Raw genomic sequence first — 16,830 nt, forward strand, 5'->3', positions numbered from 1 at the left:
CAGCAGTTGGATCAGTGGCCGTGTAAGAACGCGGCCGGCACCAACCAGGACTTCACCCCCCGCTGACCCCTCCTCCTGAAACCGCACCCCTCCGTACGCCGGCGGGCGGGCGCCCGACCCCAGGTCGCGCCCGCCCGCCGGGCCAGACGATGACCGGCGGGCCGCCGCCGGACGGCGAGGGGTCAGCCGAAGACGCGGCGCTGGATCTCGCGCCGGTAGTCCTCGAGGGTCTTGTCAAGGTGGACGGCGGCGGCCTCGGCCGCGGCGTCGGGGTCGCCGTCGCGGATGGCCTGGTAGATCGCGGCGTGCTCCTCGATCGCCTCCTCCGCGTGGCCGCCGACCGTGCCGTGCAGGCCGATCGTGCTGGACTGGCGCTGGAGGCGGCGGGCCTCGCGGACCGCCGCGACGAGGAACGGGTTGTGCGAGGCGGCGGCGATGCCCATGTGGAAGTCGTCGTCTCCCCGGTCGAAAAGCGCCGACTGCCCGGTCACGTGCCCCTCGCGGCACGTCTCGGCGGCGGCCTCGATGGCGCGGAGCTCGGCGGGGGTGCCGCGGCCCGCGCCGCCCCGGCTCGCCGCGGTCTCCTGGACCCGGCGGAACTCGAAGAGCATGTAGACGTGGTCGAGGTCCGTCGGAAGGAAAAAGCCCTCCCAGCGCGATGAGCCCAGCATCCCCTCGTCGTCGGCGACGTAGAGCCCGCGGCCCTTCTGGGCGCGCACCCGGCCGATCGCGGACAGGATCTTCACGGCCTCCCGCACGACGGTCCGGCTGGTGCCCAGGCGCGCGGCGAGATCGTTCTCCGTGGGCATCCGGTCGCCGGGCTGAAGCCGCAGCTCGGCGATGAGCTGAAGGATCTGCTCGGCCACCAGCTCATAGCGCGGCCGGTACGCACCGGTCCGCTGCGCGTCGCCGCCCTGCCCCGGTGTCGGCGCATCGGTCGCAGCCGGCTTGGGCGTGCCGTCCACCGGCCTGCCTCCTTCGTCGCGGTCCCCCGAGGGCAAGCCACCCTCGCCTGCCGGAGAGCATACATCTTCGTTCTGTGCCCAGTGAATGAGTATGACTCATCTGCTACCTGGTGGGCGAACATGCCAGATGAACTGCCCGAATAGTCACCGTCTGTCCCGTCGTGTAGTAACACATCCGTAAAAATAAGCCCAGCCATCCCCTTGACGTAGCGGCGCTCCGGCGCTCTGATGAGGGACCACGGAAGTCGCCTGGTCCGAGGTGGTCCCTGGGGTGTTGTCCGCAGTGTCCCGGACCGTCTCGACCGTTCGAAGGTCCACGGATAAGTCAGACACATTCTCCTCTGCCCGCCACAACCGGTCGGCGGGCCCCACGACGTCAGTGGAGTAGCCATGACAGACAAGGTCCGCGCCGACGGCGCGAGGAGAGCAGGCAAGAGCCGCCGCGCAGCGCTGGCTGCCCTCGGCGCCGCGGTAACGCTGGCGGCCGCCACGGCCTGCGGCGGCGGGGGCGGGGGAACCGCCGGCGCACAGGGCGGCGGTTTCCGGCAGGAGCCGCAGAAGAACGACGGGCCATTGACGGTATGGGTGGACTCGACGCGCCTGGCGGCCGCCCAGCTGTACCAGAAGCAGCATCCCGCGGTGAAGATGGACATCGTCACCTACGACGGTGACGCCAACGGCTCGAACTACCTCCAGACCAAGGTGAGCCTGTTCAACCGGACCCGTAAGGGATGGCCGGACGTCGTCTTCAGCTCACAGAACAACGAGGCCTCTTGGGCAGTGCCGGCCGGCTTCACCGCCCCGCTGAACAAGGGCCTGATCCCGCAGTCCACCCTCGACGGCTGGGCCCACGGCGCCAATGACCCGTGCACGGTGAACGGCACGGTCTACTGCCTGCGCAACGACCTGTCCCAGACCGTGCTCTGGTACAACGCGGGCCTCATGAAGAAGTGGGGCTACAAGGTCCCGGCGACCTGGGAGGACTACCGGGCGCTGGGGGAGAAGGTCGCCACCGAGCACCCCGGCTACATCGTCGGCTCCGCGGGCGACGCCTTCACCCCGGAGATCTACATGTGGGCGAGCAAGTGCGGCGCCAACCAGATCACCGGTCCCAAAGCGGTCACGGTCGACACGATGAGCGCGAACTGCACCCGGATGGCCGCGCTGCTGGACACCCTGATCAAAAACCACACGATGTCGATGAGCAGCGTGTTCAGCTCCGACTTCGACAAGAACCAGGCCGGCAGAATCCTGATGCTGCCCGGCCCGTCCTGGTTCGGCGGCGCGCTGTTCCAGGGCACCTTCAAGACCCCCGCGGGCCAGATCGCGGTCGCTCCCATGCCGCAGTGGTCCGGTGACCCGACCCCGACCGTCGGCAACGTCGGCGGCGGCACCTGGCTACTGTCGGCGCACAGCGCCCACCTGAAGGCCGGCGTCGACTTCCTCACCTGGGTGACCACCGCGAACGACTACCAGGGCAAGCTCGCCCCCGGATATCCGGCGAACGCCGCCGCGGCCAAGACCTGGCTGGAGAACCAGGCCTCCTCCCACTACTACGCCGGGGACATCACCGGACCGCTCCAGACGGCGGCCGGGCAGGTGTGGTCCGGCTGGGGCTACGGCCAGTTCAGCCAGGAGGCGATCTGGGCGGCAACCGTCACGACGGGCGTGACCGCCGGCAAGACGATCGTCTCGCTGCTCCCGGCCTGGCAGAACGCCATCACCAACTACGCCCGGTCCGACGGATACAAGGTCGGCCGGTGAGCGCATCGTCGAGCGCCGGTGGCGGCCGGGTGCGACGCCTGTCGTGGCCCGGCCGTGCCGGACACGGATTCGTCGCCCCGTACGTCGTGCTGCTGATCGCGTTCGGCCTCGTGCCGACGATCTACGCGATCTACTTCGCCTTCACCGACGCGAGCGAGCGGTTCGCCGGGCTGTCGAACTTCGCCACCGCGGCGACCGACTTCCGCTTCCTGCCGGCCGTGGGCCACGTGGCGCTCTACCTGCTGATCTGGCTGGTCTCGCTGGTGGTCCTGGTCGTCGGGCTCGCGCTCCTGCTGCACGGCCTGGCCGCCCGCGCGGCCGACAGGGCCCTGCGCTTCCTCTACTACATCCCCGGGGCGCTGGCCGGCGCGGCGAGCGCGATGGTCTGGCTGTTCATGCTCGACCCGACGGTGAGCCCGGTGGGCTTCCTGCTGCGCGCGTCCGGTCTCGGCACATTCGGTCAGGTCATCGCGCCCGGGCACCTGCCGATCCTGCTGGCCGTCATCGCGTTCTGGACGGGCGCGGGCGGCTGGATCGTGGTGATGTACGGCGCGCTGAACAACATCTCCGCGGACGTACTGGAGGCGGCCCGGATCGACGGGGCCGGCCCCTGGCAGATCGCGCGGCACATCCAGCTGCCCCTCCTGCGCAAGTGGATCGTCTACATGGTGATCCTGTCCTTCGCCGCGGGCACCCAGCTGTTCGTCGAACCGCAGCTGCTGTCGCAGGCGAGCAACGGCGTGGCCGGCCGGGACTACTCCCTCAACCAGCTCTCCTACGACTTCGCCTTCCAGAACGACAACGTCGGCTCCGCAGCGGCCATCTCGGTCGAACTGCTGGTCGTCGGGCTCGTCGTCGCGGGCCTGTTCGTCGCCAGATCGGGGTTCTTCGATGCCGACTGACATCCGGCGGCCCGCGGCGGCCGCCCACGCCGGCCCGGCCGCCGGATCGACGGCCCGCCGGGCCGGGCGGGCGGGCCGCCCCGCTCGCCGCAGGCCGCCGAACCCGCTGCGCGCCCTGGCGCTCACGGCGTTCCTGCTGTTCTTCGTGGTCCCCGTCCTGTGGCTCCTGCTGGCGGCCACCAAGACCGACGACCAGCTCGTCCACGGCGACCCGCTGTCCTTCGGGTCCTGGTCCGGGCTACGGCACAACTGGCAGGCGCTGACGTCCTACCAGGGCGACGCGATCTTCCTGTGGCTGCGCAACTCCGCGGTCTACTCGTTCCTCGCGCTCGCGATCACGCTGTGCGTGACGATCCCCGCCGGGTACGCGCTCGCGATGACCGAGTTCCGCGGTCGCCGCACGCTCCTGGTGGCGACCCTCGTCGTCATGCTCATGCCGAACGCGACGCTCGTGGTGCCGCTGTTCCTGGAGATCAACGCCGTCCACCTGGCCGGCTCGATGTGGTCGGTCATCCTGCCGTACTCGTTCTATCCGTTCGGCGTGTACCTGACCTACATCTACTTCAGCACCGCGATGCCGAAGGAGCTGCTGGCCGCCGCGAAGCTCGACGGCTGCTCGGAGTTCGGCGTCTTCCGCCGTATCGCCCTGCCGCTGGCCACCCCGGTCGTCGCCCTGGTCGGGTTCTTCAGCTTCGTGGCCAACTGGACCAACTACTTCCTCCCGTACGTCCTGCTGCCGGACAGTGATCAATTCCCGGTGCAGGTGGGCCTGGGCACGCTGCTGAACAACGTCCCGCAGTTCAACCCGACCGTCGGCTCGCTGGAGGTGCAGCGCCCCGAACTGGCGCTGGCCACGCTGCTGGCGATCACTCCCGTGCTCGTCGTCTTCCTGTTCTCACAGCGTTTCCTGGTCGCCGGGATGCTCGCCGGCGCGACCAAGGACTGACCGGCCCGGACCCGCCGCGGGCCCGACCGGCGCGCGGGCACGGGTCCGCTCACCGCGGGCGCGACCGCGCCCTGGAATGGAGAACTCCCGGATGCTCCCCGTCATCACGGCCTCGGTACCGCTGCTCGAACCACCGGGCTGGGCGATAGCGCAGCGCCAGCTGTTCGACCTGCTCGACCATGCCTGGCGCCGGTTCGCGCGCGACTTCACCGGCCCGGACGGGCGCCTGCTCTACAACGACCGGCTCACCTCGCGCGACGGCGTGGACGACTTCTACGAGACCTTCTTCAACTGGCCCCAGCTCTACCTCCTCGGCGGAGCCGACGACCTGCTCGCCGCGTCCGAGCGGCACTGGGAGGGGGTCACCCGGCAGCTGACCGAGCTGGGCATGCTGCACGAGGAGTACGAGCGGGGCTACGACTGGTTCCACCAGGGCGAGAGCCTGCTGCTGTTCTACTTCCTGTGCATGGCCGCCCCCGAGCGCTGGACCGAGCGGGCGCTGCGGTTCGCGGACCTGTACGTCGACCCCGCGCACGGCAACTACGACCCCGAGCACCGCATCATCCGCCGGCCGCACAACGGCAGCGACCCGCGGCGGGACGGGCTGTTCGACGGTGACGCCTATCCCTGGCTGCCCAAAGAGGCGCGGATGTACGGCTTCCCGCTGGACTGGGTGCTGCCGCCCGGCGCCGAGCCGGAGGATCCGGACCGCGATCCGCGGCTCGGCGCGGAGATGCGCCGCAGGATGGGCGTCGGGGACACCGCGGTCAATCTGGCCGCCTCCGGGCTGGTCCTCAACGCCCTGATCCTGTCCGGCGAGCCGCGCTACCGCGACTGGATCGCCGAGTACGTCGGCGCGTGGCGCGAGCGGGCCGCCGCCAACGGCGGCATCGTGCCCGACAACGTCGCCCCGGACGGCACGGTCGGCGGGCTGCTGGAGGGACGCTGGTACGGCGGCCACTACGGCTGGTCGTGGCCGCACGGCTGGTACAGCGTCGGGCACGCCGCGATGGTCGGCGCCCTCGCGGCGGCCGCCGCGACCGGCGACGACTCCTACCTCGACCTCGTACGCCCGGCGCTGGACGAGGTCATCGCCCACGGCAAGGTGATGACCTTCACGGAGGCCGATTCCAGCCTGGAGTCGAAGTGGAGCGTCCAGCTCGAGGAGGACGTCCGCACGCCGACCCTGCACGTGCCGTTCCGGTACGGCGATCGCGGCTGGTTCGACTACAACCCCATGCTGATGGCGGTGCCCACCGCGCTGTGGCACCACTCCGCCGCGGTCGCCGACCGGGACCGCCTCGAGCGCCTGCGCGCGGCCGCCGGCTACGACTGGCGTATGGTCCGGTCGTTCCGCAGCAAAGAGGAGGCCGGGCACGAGGAACCCTGGTTCGCCTTCCTCACCGGTGACGACCCCGGATATCCGGAGCGGATCCTCGCCGCCGCGCAGGCCCAGGTACGGCACCGGCTGACCCGCATGGAGCGCTACCGCGGCATGGACGTGCCCGAGGCCGACATCCATGTCTGGCAGCAGTCGAACCCGGTGGTCACCGAGGCCTTGGTCCAGTTGACCTGGGGCGGCCCGCAGGTCGTCTACAACGGCGGCCTGCAGCAGGCGCGGGTGCGCTACTACGACGCCGACGCGCGGCGCCCGGGCCTGCCGTCCTCGGTGGCGGCCCTCGTGTCCCGCATCGATCCGGAGGCCACCGTCGTCGACCTGGTCAACCTCGACCCGGAGTCGGTGCACCGCGTCATCGTGCAGGCCGGGGCGTGCGCCGAGCACACCATCCGCACGGTGCGCCACACGGTCTGCGACGACCCCTCCTGGATCGGCGACATGTACGACTACGGGCACGGCCGGCCGGCGGTGACCTCGGGCGAGGCCCGCGTCGACGGGCCCTGGCTGCTCGTGGAGCTGCCCCGTTCGACTCGGATCCGCCTGACGCTGGAACTCGACCTGCGCACGAGCCCGCCGTCCTACCGCACGCCGTTCGACGCGGACGAGGACCCGTCATGAGGAGTCGGCCACTCGGCCGTACCGGCCTGGAGGTCTCCGAACTCGGATTCGGCGCGTCGCCGCTGGGCGCGGTGTACGGCGCCTTCGCCGAGCAGGACGGCATCGACGCCGTGCACGCCGCGCTCGACTCCGGCGTCACCTTCTTCGACGTGTCCCCCTACTACGGGGCGACGGCGGCCGAGGCGGTGCTCGGGAAGGCGCTGCGCGGCGTCGACCGGGCGGGCTACGTCCTGGCCACCAAGGTCGGCCGGTACGGCGACGCCGCGTTCGACTTCGGCGCCGACCGGGTCAAGCGCAGCGTGCACGAGAGCCTCGAACGGCTCGGCACCGACCACGTCGACCTGATCCAGTGCCACGACATCGAGTTCGGCGACCTCGACCGGATCGCCGGGGAGACCATCCCCGCGCTGCGTGAGCTGCGGGAGGCCGGCCTGGTCCGCTTCATCGGCGTGACCGGCCTCCCCCTGCCCGCGCTCGCGTACGTCGCCGAGCGCGCCGAGGTCGACACCGTCATGTCCTACTGCCAGTACACCCTCCAGAACCGCCGGCTCGCCGCCTGGCGCGAGCACTTCACCGGGCGGGGCGTCGCCGTGCTGAACGCCGCGCCGCTGGCGATGGGGGCCTTGACGTCGCGGGGCGCGCCGCCGTGGCATCCCGCGCCCGCGCCGGTCCTCGAACGCTGCGCGGCGGCGGCCGCGCTGTGCCGCTCGCGTGGGGCGGACCTCACCCGGCTCGCCCTCCGCTTCGCCGTCAGCACGGGCGGCTTCGCCACCACGGTCGTCGGCGGCGCCCACCCGGACGAGGTCCGCCGCAACGTCCGGTGGCTCCGCGAACCCCTCGACGAGGCACTGCTACGCGACGTCGAGGAGTGCCTCGCCCCCGTACGGGACGTCGGCTGGCCCAGCGGCCGCCCGGAGAACCAAAGTCTGGGAGGCCGGCCGTGAACGTCACGCCCGACGGTGCGAGGGCCGGGCTCGGCGGCCGGGCGATCCTCGACTCCCACGTCCACTTCTGGGATCCGCGGAACCTCACGTACCCGTGGCTGGAGGACGTGGCGCCGCTCAACCGTCCCTTCACCGCCGGCGACTTCCCGCAGGGCCGTCCCGAGCCCGTTGAAGTGATCTTCGTGGAGGCGGGGCGGGCCGCGCGGGAGGCGGCAGCCGAGATCGAGTGGGTCCGCCGCGCGGCCCGGGCCCGGCCGTGGATCCGCGGGGTCGTCGCGCACGCCGACCTGGAGGACCCCGGCCGTGCCCGTGAAGTGATCCGCGCCTACACCGGCGATCCGTTCGTCGTCGGCGTGCGCCGCAACGTCCAGGACGAGGCCGCCGGCTTCACCGCGACCGCGGACTTCCGCGCCGGCGTGCGCCTCCTCGGCGCGGCCGGACTGCCCTTCGACGCCTGCGTGCGCGCGCACCAGCTGCCGGAGCTGACCGAGCTGGCCGCCGCCTGCCCGCAGACCACCATCGTCCTCGACCACCTCGGCAAGCCGGTGCCACCGGGCGACACGGCGTGGCGGCAGGCGTTCCGCCGGCTGGCGGAGTGCGCGAACGTCGTCTGCAAGCTCTCCGGTCTGGCCACCGAGGCCGGTCCGGGCACCGAGCGCCCGCACCTGCTCGCCACGCTCCGCGAGGCGCTGGAGATCTTCGGCCCCGAGCGATGCCTGTACGGCAGCGACCGGCCGGTGATGACCCTCGCCACGGACTACGAGTCCTGGCTCGATCTCGTCCGCGCCGCACTCGCCGGACACCCGCCCGCCGCCGTCGAGGCGGTCCTGTACGACACCGCGGCCCGGATCTACCGGGTCCGCCGCCGCCCCGCCACGACACGAAAGGACCCGCAGTGACACGCCCAGCCCGGTCCACCCGGCCGAAGCCCGTCCGCCGCGCGGACCAGACCTCCCGGCACGCGACCCCACCCCGCGCAGGGGAGACCGCATGACCGCCCGGCACGTCGCCTACGCCGGAGCGCGGCGGCTGACGATCGACACCGCCGAGCCCACGGCACCGCCGCCGGGGCACGTCCGCGTCGACGTCGCCTACACCGGAATCTGTGGGACGGACCTGCACATCTTCCACGGTGACATGGACGGCAGGGTCGACCCGCCCCGTGTCATCGGCCACGAGATGTCCGGCCGGATCGCGCAGGTCGGCCCTGGCCTGTCCGAATGGCGGCCGGGCGACCACGTCACCGTCATGCCGCTGGTTCCCTGTGGGACCTGCCCGGCCTGCCGGGCGGGCCACGCGCACATCTGCCATCGCCTGGTCTTCCTCGGCATCGACGCGGCCGGATCCATGCAGAACAGCTGGACGGTCCCGGCGGCGGCGCTGGTCCGGCTCCCGCAGGACCTCGCCCTGGACCACGCCGCCCTCGTCGAGCCCACCGCCGTGGCCGTCCACGACGTACGCCGCGCGGAGCTGCGGCCAGGGGAGAAGGCGCTCGTGGTCGGCGGCGGGCCGATCGGGCTGCTCATCGCGATCGTCGCCCGCCGGTCCGGGGGCGACGTGCTGCTGGTGGAACCCGACCCGTACCGGCGCTCCGTCGCCGAAGGGCTCGGCCTGACCTCCGCGGACCCGGGCGGCGACGGCCTCGCCGGGCTCGTCGATCAGTGGACCGGCGGGGCGGGCGCCGCGGTGGCGTTCGAGGTCTCCGGCGCGGCGGCCGGCGTCGCCACCGCCGTCGACTCGCTGGCCACACGCGGCCGCATGGTCCAGGTCGCCATCCACCCCGTCGCGCGCGAAGTCAGCCTGCACCGCTTCTTCTGGCGCGAGCTGACCCTGCTCGGTGCCCGCCTGTACGACCGGGCCGACTTCGAGACGGCCGTGGGGCTCCTCGCCGAGGGCGAGATCCCCGCCCGGACGCTGATCTCCCGGATCGAGCCCCTCGACCGCGCCGCGGAGGCCTTCGCGGCGCTCGAGTCGGGCGCGGGTGTCATGAAGGTCCTGGTCGACTGCCGGGCGAACGGAAAGGCGGACGCACGATGATCCGATTCGGCCCACAGGCCTTCGACCTGAGCGGACGGCTCGCGGTGGTCACCGGCGCGCGGCGGGGGATCGGCCTCGCCATCGCCGAGGCGCTGGCCGCCGCCGGGGCCGACATCGTCGCGGTCAGCGCGCACCTGGAGCCCACCGGAAGCGAGGTCGAGTCCCGCGTCACCGCGCTCGGCCGCGAATGCCTGACGCTGAGCGCCGACTTCGCCGACCGCGCTGCCGTCGCCGACCTGGCCGCCCGGCTGGCCGGGCTCGACCGGCCGGTGGACATCCTGGTCAACAACGCGGGCACCATCGCCCGCGCCCCGGCCGAGCGGCACTCCGACGCGGACTGGGACCACGTCATCGCCGTCGACCTCAGCAGCCAGTTCACGCTCACCCGCGAGGTCGGCCGCCGGATGCTCGAACGCGGCCAGGGCAAGATCGTGTTCACCGCGTCGCTGCTCAGCTTCCAGGGCGGGATCAACGTGCCCGGCTACGCCGCGGCGAAGTCGGGGATCGCGGGCCTGACCCGTGCGCTGGCCAACGAGTGGGCCGGACGGGGCGTGAACGTCAACGCGATCGTCCCCGGCTACGTCGAGACCGACAACACCCGTGCGCTGCGAGAGGACCCGGCCCGCCACGCGGCGATCCTCGACCGGATCCCCGCCGGGCGCTGGGGGCGGCCGGAGGACTTCGGCGGCGTCGCGGTGTTCCTCGCCTCGGCCGCCTCCGACTATGTGCACGGCGCGCTCATCCCGGTCGACGGCGGCTGGCTGGGCCGCTGAGCCGGATTGTCGGCAATGTGAAAGAAGACCCCTGAGGGACGCGCGGCGAAGATGAGCGGGAGGGAAGGCCGGGGCGCAGGGGAGACCGCATGTCCAGCGACGATCGGCTTCATCGGCGGCTTGGGCGCACCGGGCTGATCGTCAGCCGGCTGTGGCTCGGGACCGTGAACTTCGGCGGGCGCGTCGACGAGCCCGCGGCGCAGCGGCTCCTGGACCACGCCCTGGAACGCGGCGTCAACGTCATCGACACCGCGAACATCTACGGCTGGCGGGTCCGCAAGGGGTGGACCGAAGAGGTCATCGGCCGATGGCTCGGCCGCCGGTCCCGGCGGGACCAGGTCGTGCTGGCCACCAAGGTCGGTCATCCGATGAGCGACGCGCCGAACGACGGCGGCCTGTCCGCACGGAACATCGTGGCCTCCTGCGAGGCGTCGCTGCGCCGGCTGCGGACCGACTGGATCGACCTCTACCAGCTTCATCACGTCGACCGCGCGGTCTCCTGGGACGAGGTCTGGGAGGCCATGGAGATCCTGGTGCGCCAGGGGAAGATCCGCTACGTCGGCTCGTCGAACGCGGCAGGATGGGACCTCGCCGCCGCGCAGGAGACCGCAACCGGCCGTGGCCTCCTCGGCCTGGCCTCGGAGCAGTGCCTGTACAACCTGGTGACGCGCCACCCCGAACTGGAGGTGCTGCCCGCGGCGGGCGCCTACGGCATCGGGGTGTCGGTCTGGTCACCGCTGCACGGCGGGCTGCTCGGCGGAGTGCTGCGCAAGCAGGCGGAAGGCACCGCGGTCAAGTCCGCTCAAGGGCGCGCGGCGGCCGCTCTGGCGGATCACCGCGACGCGATCGCGGAGTACGAGCGTCTGTGCGCCGAGTTCGGCCGCTCCCCGGCGGAGGTGGGACTCGCCTGGGTCCTCTCGCGGCCCGGGGTGACCGCGGCCGTCATCGGCCCGCGCACGATCGCCCACGTCGACGACGCGCTGCGCGCGCTCGAGACGCCCCTGCCGGAGGCGCAGGCGGCCCGGCTCGAAACGCTGTTCCCACCCGTCGGCAACGGCCTGCCCGCCCCCGACGCCTGGATCGGCTGACCGAAAGGAACCCACGGTGCTGATCACGGAGATGACGGTCCCGGGCGCGTACCGGGTCGAACCCGAACCCCTGACCGACGCGCGGGGATGTTTCTACGAGTCCGTACGCGCCGGCGCCCTCCTGGCCGCCACCGGCTGGGACCTGGAGATCCGCCAGGTCAACTACTCGGTGTCGCGGCGCGGCGTCCTGCGGGGGATCCACGGCACCACCGTCCCGCCCGGCCAGGCCAAGTTCATCACCTGCGTACGCGGGCGCGCCCTCGACATCGTCGTCGACATCCGCGCCGGCTCCCCCACCTTCGGCCACTACGACCTGACGTACCAGAGCCCCGAGACCGGGACCGCGGTCTACCTCCCCGACGGTTTCGGCCACGCCTTCCTCGCCCTCACCGACGACACCTGCATGTGCTACCTGTGCTCCACCGAGTACGTCCCGGGCACCATGATCGAGATCGACGCCCTCGACCCGGACCTGGCGCTGCCCTGGAACCTGACCGGGCCACCCGTTCGCTCGGCCAAGGACGCCGCCGCCCCCACCCTCGCCCAGGCGGCGGCCGCCGGCCTGCTGCCCACCTACGAACAGTGCCCCTCCCGCCCCCTGCCGCCGCGGCGCGCGATCACGATTCCCGAAGGGTCCCCCGAATGACGTCCAGGACGGCGGCGCCCCGGAGCGCCGGCCACATGTTCACCGAATCGGCGTCGGCGACCCGGCCGGCCGGGCGGTTCCGGGAGTGGTGGTCGGAACGGGCACGCGCCAACCGGTTCAACGTGACTCCGATCCCGTTCGATGAGCTCGTCGACTGGCGTTTCGACCCGGAGACCGGGAACCTGGCCCATTCCAGCGGCGGGTTCTTCACGATCGAGGGGCTGCACGTCCGGAGCGACTATGGGCCCGTACGGGAATGGTCGCAGCCGATCATCAACCAGGCGGAGATCGGGATCCTGGGCATCCTCGTCAAGAGCTTCGGTGGGGTGCCGCACTGCCTGATGCAGGCCAAGATGGAGCCCGGCAACGTCAACACGCTCCAGCTGTCCCCGACGGTCCAGGCGACCCGCAGCAACTACACCCGCGTGCACCGGGGCGGCCGGACCCGCTACCTCGAGTACTTCGCCGGCCCCTCCCGGGGACGGGTGCTCGTCGACGTCCTGCAGTCCGAGCAGGGCTCGTGGTTCTACCGCAAGCGCAACCGGAACATGGTCGTCGAGGTGACCGGGGACGTTCCGCCGCACGAGGACTTCTGCTGGCTGCCGCTGCGCGAGGTGCTGGACCTGCTGCACACGGACAACCTCGTGAACATGGACGCGCGTACGGTGCTGTCGTGCATGCCGTTCGCCCCTCCGGAGGCCGACAGCGGGTCACGCCACGCTCCCGTGGCGTTCCGCCGCGCCCTCGCGCGGTCCCTGCACCGCTCCGCCGGTGCCCTGCACGACCTCGGCGACGTCCTCAGCTGGTTCACGGAGGAGAAGACCCGGCACGAGATGACGGTGCGGCTGATCCCGGCCGGCCGGGTCGCCGGCTGGCGACGTACGGCCCACGAGATCGCCCGTGACGACGGCAGGCACTTCAGGGTGATCGCGGTCAATGTCGAGGCGAGCAGCCGGGAGGTGCCGTCCTGGCGGCAGCCGCTGCTCGCGCCGGCCGGGCGGGGCGTCATCGCGTTCCTCGCCAAGTCCATCGAGGGGGTCGCGCACGTCCTCGTGCACGCGCGCGTCGAGCCCGGCTTCGTCGACACCGTCGAGCTCGGGCCGACCGTCCAGGCCATCCGGGAGAACTACGCCGGGCTGCCGGAGCCGCGCTACCTCGACTACGTGCTCGGCGCGGACCCCGCCCGGATCCGGTTCGACGCGTACCTCTCGGAGGAGGGCGGCCGCTTCTTTGACGCCCAGAACCGGTACGTGGTGATCGAGGTCGAGGACGACTTCCCGGTGCACTGCCCCCCGGACTACCGCTGGGTGACCCTCGGGCAGCTCGGCGCGCTGCTCCGCCACGGGCACTACCTGAACGTCCAGGCCCGCAGTCTCGTCGCCTGTCTCCACAGCCTCTGGTGAAAGGACCCGCCGCATGCCATCCGTAGTCCGCGTGGGAGTTCTGGGATGCGCGAGCATCGCGCTGCGCCGGGTCCTGCCGGCGATGACCGAGGCCGAGGGCGTCGAGCTGACGGCCGTCGCGAGCCGCGATCCGGACAAGGCGCGCGAGGTCGCCCGGCGATTCGGCTGCGAGACGGCCGGCGGGTACGACGACCTGCTGGACCGGGCCGACATCGACGCCGTCTACATCCCGCTGCCGACCGGCCTGCACGCCGAGTGGACGGGCCGCGCGCTCACCGCCGGCAAGCACGTGCTGTCGGAGAAGCCCCTCACCTGCGACCACGCCACCGCCCTCGACCTGGTGGACCAGGCGCGGAAGGCCGGGCTGTGGCTGATGGAGAACTACATGTTCCTCCACCACGGTCAGCACCGGAAGGTCCGTGACCTCGTCGCCGGCGGCCGGATCGGCGAGCCCCGCGTGTTCTCGGCGAGCTTCGGCATCCCGCCCCTGGACCCGGCCGACGTGCGGTACCGCCCCGATCTGGGCGGTGGCGCCCTGCTCGACGTGGGCGTCTACCCCATCCGCGCCGCCTCCTACTTCCTCGGCGACGACCTGGACGTCGTCGGCTCGGTGCTGCGCCTGCACCCGGACCGGGGCGTCGACGTGGCCGGCCACGCCCTGCTGTGCACTCCCTCGGGCGTCACGGCCGAGCTGTCCTTCGGCTTCGAGCACGCCTACCGCTCCCGCTACGCGCTGTGGGGCGACCAGGGCCGGCTGACCCTGGACCGGGCGTTCACCCCGCCCCCGGCCTGGCAGCCGGTGATCCGCGTCGAGTCCCAGGACCGCGCCGAGGAACTGACCCTGCCCGCGGACCACCAGTTCAGGAACATCCTCGAGTCCTTCGCCCGGTCGATCCTCCAGGGCGCGGACTACACCGCCCAGGCCGAAGCGATCACCCGGCAGGCCCGGCTGGTCGACCGGGTCCGTTCGGCCGCGGTGCGCGTCACCGCCTGAACCCGCTCGGGCCGGGCGGCCGGCTCAGGGCGCGGCCAGCGTCTCCAGCGTGCGCACGATCTCGGCGGGGGTCGGAAGCGTGGCGATCTCCTCGGCGATGGCCCGCGCCCGCTCGGCGTACCGCGGAGTGGAGAGGATCTCCCGGCAGCCGGCTGCGACCACCTCGACCAGGTCCTCGTCGGAGTCCTCCCGCTCCGGCGGCACCGTGAGCGCGGCACCGGAGCCGGACACCGCCCGTGCGATGGCCTTCGCGTAGCCGTTCTCGGGAATGATCAGCTGCGGCACCCCGGCGTTCAGGACGGTCATGGCGGTCGCTCCGCCGCCGTGATGCACCGTCAGGTCGCAGGTGGGGGCCACCATGTCGAGAGGAATCCAGCCGACACGGACGTCGCCGAGGTCCTCGCCGAGCTCCTCAGCGGTCTTGTCGGTGGCCGCGACCAGCACCTCGGCGCCGGTCCCGGCCAGCTCGTCCACCAGGCGCCGCATGGAGCCCCCGGAGAACAACCGGGTGCGGGTCCCGGAGGTGATCAGCACGCGGGGGCGTCCCTTGGGCCGGACGTACATCCACGGCTCGAGGCGGCGCTGGCGGTTCCGGGGGATCCAGCGCATCGGCTGCGCGTCGGGGGCGCCGGCGGGCCGCAGCGAGGGCGGGCAGACGTCGATGGACAGGGCGGGGCCCGGCAGTTCCGCCAGCCCCAGGCGGTCGAGCTCGGGCCGGATCCGCTCGTCGATCCTCCGGGCGAACTCCGGCGGCATCGGGCCGATGTCCCAGGCCTGACGCACGTACGGGATCTTGAGGCGGGCGGCGAGCACGCCGACCAGATGGCTCATCGTGCCGCCGATGACCAGATCCGGGGGCCAGTCCTCCGCCAGGCTCAGCAGCGCGTCCAGCCGGGCGGAGATCATCCTCGGCTCGGGCGCGGGAACCGCGGGGATCGCGATGGCCGCCGCGGCGTCCAGGAGCGGCTCTTCGGCGGCCAGGAGGATCTCATGCCCCGCGTTCCGCGCGGCCATGGCGAGCGGCGCGACGGAGAAGACGGTCGCCTGGCTGCCGCCGGCGGTGAACAGGATTCTCATGACAGGAACGCCTTCCGTGAGGGGCGTCAACGTGACGCGGTCGCCTGATCCGTCCCGCGACGGAACCGTTCGGTCACCCGCCGGCCCCTGAGGACCGCGCACCGTACGATGTCGCAGACCCGCCGGATGTCCTCTCCGGTCACCGCGGGGCCGGTCGGCAGGACGAGCACCTGGTCCGCCAGGCGTTCGGTGTGCGGGAGCTCGACGGGGCGCTCCGAGCGGTACGGCTCGACCTGGTGACAGGCGGGGGAGAAGTAGCGCTGTGGAACGACGTTCTCCGCTCTGAGCACCCGCATCAGCAGGTCCCGGTGGATGCCGGTGACGGCCTCGTCGATCGTGACCACGACGTACTGGCAGTTGGGGCTCTCGTCCTCGTCGAAGGAGAAGACGGAGACGCCGTCCACCCCGAGCAGCTCCGACCGGTAGAGCGCGTGGTTGGCGCGGTTGTGCCGTACGGTCTGGTCGAACGCGTCGAGCGAGGTCAGCCCCATCGCCGCGGCGGCCTCGCTCATCTTGGCGTTCGTTCCGACGCGCTCGATGCGGCCGTCGGCTCCGGCCCCGAAGGCGTTCAGGGAGCGCAGGTGCTGTGCGAGGGCGTCGTCGTCGGTGACGACGGCGCCGCCCTCGAAGGTGTTGACCACCTTCGTCGCGTGGAAGCTGAACACCTCGGCCGCCCCGAAGCCGCCGATGCGCCGGCCCTGGTAGCCGCAGCCGAGCGCGTGCGCCGCGTCGAAGGCCAGCCGCAGGCCGTGCTCGGCCGCGACCTTCGCCAGCTCGTCGATGGGACTGGGCCGCCCGAACAGGTGGACGCCGACGATCGCGGACGTGCGGGAGGTCACCGCGGCCTCCGCCTCCCGAGGGTCGATGCAGCCGGTGACCGGGTCGATGTCGCAGAACACCGGCTCGAGCCCCGCCATCCGGGCGGCGTGCGCGGTGGCGATGAAGGTCATCGAGGGCATGACGACCTCACCGGACAGCTCCATCGCCCGGTACATCAGCTGCAGCGCCGTGGTCGCGTTGCAGGTCGCCACGCAGTTGCGCACACCGGCCAGGTCCGCCACGCGTTCCTCGAACTCGCGGAGCAGCGGGCCACCGTTGGTGAGCCACTTGTTGTCCAGCGCCCAGTTCAGCCGTTCGAGGAGACGCGCCCGGTCACCGATGCTCGGCCGTCCTACGAAGAGGGGGTGCAGGAACGCCGCGGGTCCGCCGAAAAGAGCGAGGTCATCGACTTTCTGCTTCATGCCCGGATCTCCATCGGTCGCGCACGGGTTCCC

The 16,830-nt window shown here is 72.0% G+C and carries 15 protein-coding genes; 12 read left to right on the top strand and 3 right to left on the bottom strand.

What is annotated here, in order from left to right:
* Positions 1-182 precede the first annotated feature (182 nt).
* Positions 183-965, bottom strand: a complete 783-nt coding sequence (locus tag NE235_RS00005; RefSeq protein ID WP_252798509.1) for a FadR/GntR family transcriptional regulator — start codon at positions 963-965, stop codon at positions 183-185.
* 390 nt (positions 966-1,355) lie between these two features.
* Here NE235_RS00005 and NE235_RS00010 point away from each other — a divergent pair, with 390 nt between their 5' ends.
* The 12 genes from NE235_RS00010 to NE235_RS00065 all read left to right on the top strand — a co-directional run bounded on the left by NE235_RS00010 (position 1,356) and on the right by NE235_RS00065 (position 14,479).
* Positions 1,356-2,729: an ABC transporter substrate-binding protein gene (locus tag NE235_RS00010; protein ID WP_252798510.1), complete on the top strand. Its 1,374-nt coding sequence runs from the start codon at positions 1,356-1,358 to the stop codon at positions 2,727-2,729.
* A complete protein-coding gene (locus tag NE235_RS00015; RefSeq protein WP_252798511.1) occupies positions 2,726-3,631 on the top strand; it encodes a carbohydrate ABC transporter permease in 906 nt (301 codons plus the stop codon). Before NE235_RS00010 ends, NE235_RS00015 begins: the two co-directional genes overlap by 4 nt.
* Positions 3,621-4,577, top strand: a complete 957-nt coding sequence (locus tag NE235_RS00020) for a carbohydrate ABC transporter permease (protein WP_252798512.1) — start codon at positions 3,621-3,623, stop codon at positions 4,575-4,577. The genes NE235_RS00015 and NE235_RS00020 overlap by 11 nt, the downstream gene beginning before the upstream one ends.
* A gap of 91 nt (positions 4,578-4,668) precedes the next feature.
* On the top strand, positions 4,669-6,594 hold the full coding sequence (locus NE235_RS00025; protein ID WP_252798514.1) for a hypothetical protein: 1,926 nt from the start codon (positions 4,669-4,671) through the stop codon (positions 6,592-6,594).
* The gene (locus NE235_RS00030; protein ID WP_252798515.1) at positions 6,591-7,538 is read left to right on the top strand and encodes an aldo/keto reductase; all 948 of its coding nucleotides are present in this window, start codon (positions 6,591-6,593) and stop codon (positions 7,536-7,538) included. Before NE235_RS00025 ends, NE235_RS00030 begins: the two co-directional genes overlap by 4 nt.
* On the top strand, positions 7,535-8,437 hold the full coding sequence (locus NE235_RS00035; protein WP_252798516.1) for an amidohydrolase family protein: 903 nt from the start codon (positions 7,535-7,537) through the stop codon (positions 8,435-8,437). Before NE235_RS00030 ends, NE235_RS00035 begins: the two co-directional genes overlap by 4 nt.
* Before the next feature lie 91 nt (positions 8,438-8,528).
* Positions 8,529-9,575 carry a zinc-dependent alcohol dehydrogenase gene (locus NE235_RS00040; RefSeq protein WP_252798518.1) on the top strand — a complete coding sequence of 349 codons (1,047 nt, stop codon included), beginning with the start codon at positions 8,529-8,531 and terminating at the stop codon, positions 9,573-9,575.
* Positions 9,572-10,348: an SDR family oxidoreductase gene (locus tag NE235_RS00045; protein ID WP_252798519.1), complete on the top strand. Its 777-nt coding sequence runs from the start codon at positions 9,572-9,574 to the stop codon at positions 10,346-10,348. Before NE235_RS00040 ends, NE235_RS00045 begins: the two co-directional genes overlap by 4 nt.
* Before the next feature lie 89 nt (positions 10,349-10,437).
* Positions 10,438-11,436: an aldo/keto reductase gene (locus NE235_RS00050; protein ID WP_252798521.1), complete on the top strand. Its 999-nt coding sequence runs from the start codon at positions 10,438-10,440 to the stop codon at positions 11,434-11,436.
* Positions 11,437-11,452: 16 nt separating this feature from the next.
* The gene (locus NE235_RS00055; RefSeq protein WP_252798525.1) at positions 11,453-12,082 is read left to right on the top strand and encodes a dTDP-4-dehydrorhamnose 3,5-epimerase family protein; all 630 of its coding nucleotides are present in this window, start codon (positions 11,453-11,455) and stop codon (positions 12,080-12,082) included.
* The gene (locus NE235_RS00060; RefSeq protein ID WP_252798526.1) at positions 12,079-13,485 is read left to right on the top strand and encodes an NDP-hexose 2,3-dehydratase family protein; all 1,407 of its coding nucleotides are present in this window, start codon (positions 12,079-12,081) and stop codon (positions 13,483-13,485) included. The genes NE235_RS00055 and NE235_RS00060 overlap by 4 nt, the downstream gene beginning before the upstream one ends.
* Positions 13,486-13,498: 13 nt before the next feature.
* Complete coding sequence (locus NE235_RS00065) at positions 13,499-14,479, top strand: Gfo/Idh/MocA family protein (RefSeq protein ID WP_252798527.1); 981 nt, start codon at positions 13,499-13,501, stop codon at positions 14,477-14,479.
* Between the two features lie 24 nt (positions 14,480-14,503).
* Here the strand turns inward: NE235_RS00065 and NE235_RS00070 are convergent, their stop codons facing one another.
* Positions 14,504-15,556 carry a glycosyltransferase gene (locus tag NE235_RS00070; RefSeq protein ID WP_252798531.1) on the bottom strand — a complete coding sequence of 351 codons (1,053 nt, stop codon included), beginning with the start codon at positions 15,554-15,556 and terminating at the stop codon, positions 14,504-14,506.
* 26 nt (positions 15,557-15,582) lie between these two features.
* Complete coding sequence (locus NE235_RS00075) at positions 15,583-16,797, bottom strand: dTDP-4-dehydro-6-deoxyglucose aminotransferase (protein WP_252798535.1); 1,215 nt, start codon at positions 16,795-16,797, stop codon at positions 15,583-15,585.
* Positions 16,798-16,830: the final 33 nt, after the last annotated feature.

The sequence above is a fragment of the Actinoallomurus spadix genome, assembly GCF_024055725.1.
Classification (GTDB): domain Bacteria; phylum Actinomycetota; class Actinomycetes; order Streptosporangiales; family Streptosporangiaceae; genus Actinoallomurus; species Actinoallomurus spadix.